The 4,733-nt window shown below is 40.7% G+C and carries 4 protein-coding genes and 1 pseudogene; 3 read left to right on the top strand and 2 right to left on the bottom strand.

Annotation, left to right across the window (positions count from 1 at the left end):
* The 3 genes from ACEW8O_RS11060 to ACEW8O_RS11070 all read left to right on the top strand — a co-directional run.
* On the top strand, window positions 1–187 hold a 187-nt coding region (locus ACEW8O_RS11060), incomplete at its 5' end, for a hypothetical protein (protein ID WP_373494692.1).
* Window positions 157–738: a HupE/UreJ family protein gene (locus tag ACEW8O_RS11065; protein WP_373494693.1), complete on the top strand. Its 582-nt coding sequence runs from the start codon at window positions 157–159 to the stop codon at window positions 736–738. The genes ACEW8O_RS11060 and ACEW8O_RS11065, both read left to right, overlap by 31 nt.
* 254 nt (window positions 739–992) lie before the next feature.
* Window positions 993–3,320 (top strand): M1 family metallopeptidase, encoded by a 2,328-nt coding sequence (locus ACEW8O_RS11070; RefSeq protein WP_373494694.1) that lies wholly within the window; start codon window positions 993–995, stop codon window positions 3,318–3,320.
* A 516-nt stretch (window positions 3,321–3,836) separates the two neighbouring features.
* Here ACEW8O_RS11070 and ACEW8O_RS11075 read toward each other — a convergent pair.
* Together ACEW8O_RS11075 and ACEW8O_RS11080 are read right to left on the bottom strand one after the other, a co-directional pair.
* A complete protein-coding gene (locus tag ACEW8O_RS11075; RefSeq protein WP_373494695.1) occupies window positions 3,837–4,073 on the bottom strand; it encodes a hypothetical protein in 237 nt (78 codons plus the stop codon).
* Window positions 4,074–4,295: 222 nt separating this feature from the next.
* Window positions 4,296–4,733: pseudogene (locus tag ACEW8O_RS11080) on the bottom strand (hypothetical protein); the annotation flags it as partial.

The following is a 4,733-nucleotide window of genomic DNA, read 5'->3' on the forward strand; positions in this document are numbered from 1 at the left end:
TGATGTAGAAAGGGTGAAAAAACACCTTCCATCCCAAAAAGAGCATGAAAATGTAATTCAATTGCATAAGGCTTCCTTAATTTTATTTTCTTTGCAAATTATACATTATACTCGCAGTCTTGAAAATTATTCAGGTTATAATTTATTAAAGCGCGCATGGGACAGTTTCAACTGTATTTTCAATTAGGCATTCAACACATTCTGGATCTTAAAGGATTCGATCATATATTATTCGTAGTAGCACTTTGTGCCATTTATGTATTGCGGGACTGGAAGAAAATCATCATTCTGGTGACTGCTTTTACCATAGGCCATTCCATCACCCTGGCTTTGGCCACCCTTAAATTGGTCAGCATCAGTTCTGATTGGGTGGAATTCCTTATTCCGGTCACAATAGCCATCACAGCTTTCAGCAACATCCTTTCTCCAAAGCCAAGTTCAGGTCGGGGAATTCAGGTCAATTATTTCTTTGCGCTTTTCTTTGGACTGATCCATGGTTTGGGTTTTTCCAATTACCTGAGGTCATTGTTGGGAAAGGAAGCTTCGATATTCCAACCCCTATTGGCCTTCAATTTAGGATTGGAAGTAGGTCAATTGGTGATTGTGGCCATCTTTATGGTGGTAGCAGGGATTTTGGTTGGAATAGTTGGTGTAAACAAAAAAGACTGGGCATTGATTATATCATCAATTGTACTGGGAATGGCGGTGATGATGATGATTGACACGAAGTTTTGGTAGGGAAGAGGGTTTAAAGATTGGAAGATTGTAAAATTGGAAGATTAGAAAAACTTGTCCGCTGTGGAGGATAGAAAAATTGTATTGCCAATTTGTCACAAAAAATTCGTTCATGCAAGTCAGTGGAAAGGCAAATGTAAAAATTGGAGCATCTTCCGTCTTCGGTCTTCTGTCCTTTTCCAGAAAATAAGTTGGCTAACAATAAGGCAAGCAAAAACATAGAATTAACAAATTGATTTAGAGTAAAATAAGTAAATATGAAAAAAGTATCCCTTGTTTTAATGCTGCTATTTTTGGGTGGCTTATCGGCCATGGCCCAATGGTCAGAACAGAATCATGCAGAAAGATTTGAGCAGTTAGGCCCCATGCTGAGGTCACCCAATGTTTACCGTACAGCCTCCGGTGCACCGGGCCACATGTACTGGCAACAAAAAGCAGATCACGAAATTGAAGTTGAATTGAATGATGACAATCAGTCCATCAAAGGTTGGCAGAAGGTTACCTATTTCAACAATTCCCCCGATGACCTCAAATACCTTTGGATACAGCTTGACCAAAATGAGCGTGCCAAGGATTCCAATACCCCGAAAATTGCGGAGAGTACCATCAACCCAAGGATGTCCATGCGGCAACTGGAAAGCATCTTATGGCATGACCTAGATCTGGGATATAAAATACTTTCAGTAAAGGATATGGGTGGAAATGATATCCCTGTGACCATTGTGCAGACCATGATGAGAGTAGATTTGCCGCAGCCATTAAAAGCCGGAGAGAAAACCGAATTCACCATGGATTGGACTTTCAATATACACGACAGGATGAGTTTCATTGGTGGACGTCCTGGATATGAGTTTTTTGAAAAGGATGGAAACTACCTCTACACCATGGCAGAGTGGTTCCCAAGAATGGCAGTGTATTCTGACTTTGAAGGCTGGCAACACAAGCAGTTTGTTGGAAGAGGTGAATTTGCCCTGACCTTTGGTGATTACAAAGTGAAAATCACAGTTCCAGCAGACCACATGGTAGGTTCCACAGGCGTGCTTCAAAACCCTGAACAGGTATTGAGTACTGTCGAAATGGACCGATGGAATACCGCTAAAAAGACCTTTGACAAACCCGTCATCATCCGTACCCAAGCGGAAGCTGAGAGACTGGAAAAACAAAAAGCAAGAGACAAAAAAACTTGGGAATTCCATGCTGAGAATGTCAGGGATTTTGCCTGGACTTCTTCCCGAAAACTAATTTGGGACGCCATGGCAGTGAAGCAGGGTGGAAATGAAGTGATGGCCATGTCTTACTATGCCAGAGAAGCCAATCCACTTTGGGGACAATATTCCACAAGAGTTGTGGCACATACGCTTAAATCCTATTCAGCAAGAACTTTTGATTATCCGTATCCGGTAGCCATCTCTGTGGAGGCTTCCAATGGTATGGAATATCCAATGATCTGTTTTAATTATGGCAGGCCTGATGCCGATGGCACCTATTCAGAAGCCATCAAAAACGGCATGATCGGAGTAATTATCCACGAAGTAGGTCACAACTACTTCCCCATGATAGTCAATTCTGACGAACGTCAGTGGTCCTGGATGGATGAAGGATTGAATACTTTTATGCAATACCTTGCCGAACAGGAGTGGGACAGGAATTTTCCTTCAAGAAGAGGAGCAGCTCACAAAATTGTGCCTTACATGAGCAGTGAAAAACACTTGTTGGAGCCCATCATGACCAATTCTGAGAACATTATTCAGTTTGGTCCCAATGCCTATGCGAAACCGGCAACGGGTCTGAATATTTTGAGGGAAACCATCATGGGCCGTGAATTGTTTGATTATGCTTACAAGGAATATGCACAAAGATGGATGTTTAAGCACCCTACGCCGGATGATTTCTTCAGAACGATGGAGGATGCTTCAGGAATCGATTTGGATTGGTTTTGGAGAGGCTGGTTTTATGGGACAGATCCTGTTGATATTTCTTTGGAGTCAGTAAACTGGTACAAATTGGACAACAGAACCCCTGCCGAGAAAAAAGCGGATGAAAAGAAAGCCTTTGATAGAGAGGAAACTTATATCAGCAAAACCTATAATTTGAAAGATACACCTGTGACCGTTGTAGAGGCAGATCCGGCTACCAGGGATTTCTATTATAGCTATAATCCTTTTTCAGTGACACCGGATGATGAAAAGGCTTATAAAGATTTTATTGCAAAACTGAGTCCCAAAGAAAGAGAATTGCTAAATAGTGGTTTGAATTTCTATGAAATGAAATTCAGAAATATCGGAGGTTTGGTGATGCCTTTAATCATTCAGTTCAATTATACAGATGGAACTTCGGAAGTGGAAAGGATTCCGGCAGAAATCTGGAGACTTAATGAGTGGGAAGTAAGCAAGGTATTTGCCAAGAAGAAAGAAGTGAAGAGTATTGTTCTTGATCCATTTAGGGAAACCGCCGATATAGACGAAACCAACAATTACTGGCCAAGACAATATGAGCCAAGTAGGTTTGAGATATTTAAAGGAGCAGGTGGCGCCCGAGGAGTGTCTACAGGCGATAACCCGATGAAAAAAGCAAAGAGAAAGTAAAATATAACCTTTGAGGTCTTAAACCTTTGAGGTCTTCCCTACTGTGACGTCAGGACCTCGAAGGTTTTATAGTAGAAATCTCGATCAAGATAAGCATAGAAGCTAAACCCTCAAGACCTTCGAGGTTTAAAAAATCTCAAAGGTCTGCCTCCTTAACCTTTGAGATCTTCCCTACCGTGAAGGCAGGATCTCAAAGGTTTTTTTGTGTAGTAAACCCAATCTGAAAAATAGCGGAATTCATCTTTATTAGAACAAAAGTGATTGGTTAATAACTATGTGCTCAATCAATCCATGTGGTAATAAAATGTGGGGAAGATGATTCTATCTCAGGTATAGAAAAACCACCTGAATAGAAATTCAAGCCGTTTTTATTTCTACTTCACAAATAGTAATACTATTTTACAAGTACACTTTACAAATAGTATTACTATTTGCTAAGTACAGTTTAAATAGTATAATATTATTTCCAGATCAATCCACCCTCCCATAATCAAAAGGCAACAAATCCCCTACTTTTTACCAGGCCATATATCCTTCAAAAAACAGGTCATAAGGATGGAAATAACTCCCGTTTTCAAAAATCTGTACTGCCTTAGCCCTCATGTCCATCAAACTTAACTGAGGTAATTTTGAGGAATACTCCCTGTTGGGCTCATCATTAATTCCCAATGAGCGAATGGTTTTGTTGACATTTCTAAGGCTATACTGCAAAAATGCATGATCCGTTATCCGAAGCTTGTAGCTTCGGATCATTGGGTATAGAGACTCTGGCTCTGGTTTTTTTTATAATTCCCCGATACTCGGGACATGCTTTGTCCTCCAGATTTGCTTAAGGACAGGTTGTGGCTCCCCGATAAAAGCATCGGGGCAGGTTTTGATTCTTTTCTCTTTCTTGGTTCTTGGCTTCCCGATTCTCGGGACAGGCCTTGGTTCTTGGCTCTTTCAGGAAAAAACCTTCGAGGTCTGAAAAAGACCTCAAAGGTTGACATTCATCACATTGTCATCCGGTATTCTGTCAATAAGTTTGTTGTAAGGATCAATTCCTGCTTTCACAGGCACTCCGCCTTGCACTTTGATCTGAAGTCTGGTTTCTCCCGGAGTTATTTTGTGTTTTTGGATGTATAGCGGATTGGTCCTGTTCCGGCTATTATCATCTTTATCTTCTTTGGCAAAAATCCCAATGTCCAGATAATCCCCATCATAAATTGCTGGCGTTTCCCGACCGAGACTGTCTGCATATAATTTCTGAGAGGAAACCATCAATGTCACCAAATATTCATCATCTCCTGTTTTTTCAGCAGTGGCTTCTACAGCTTTATTTTCATAAAGGGTGATTTTATTCCAGGTATCTTCCAAGAAATAATGCAAGGAATCAGGGGTATTTTGTGTCAAATATCTAAGCAAATCAGAACT

The sequence above is a fragment of the Aquiflexum sp. genome, assembly GCF_041749095.1.
In the GTDB taxonomy this organism is placed as follows: Bacteria; Bacteroidota; Bacteroidia; order Cytophagales; family Cyclobacteriaceae; genus Aquiflexum.

Excerpts from the sequence above, each read along its gene's own strand:
- ACEW8O_RS11065 (WP_373494693.1), top strand. The coding sequence starts at position 157 with ATGGGACAGTTTCAACTGTATTTTCAATTAGGCATTCAACACATTCTG.
- ACEW8O_RS11070 (WP_373494694.1), top strand. The coding sequence starts at position 993 with ATGAAAAAAGTATCCCTTGTTTTAATGCTGCTATTTTTGGGTGGCTTA.
- ACEW8O_RS11075 (WP_373494695.1), bottom strand. The coding sequence starts at position 4,073 with ATGATCCGAAGCTACAAGCTTCGGATAACGGATCATGCATTTTTGCAG.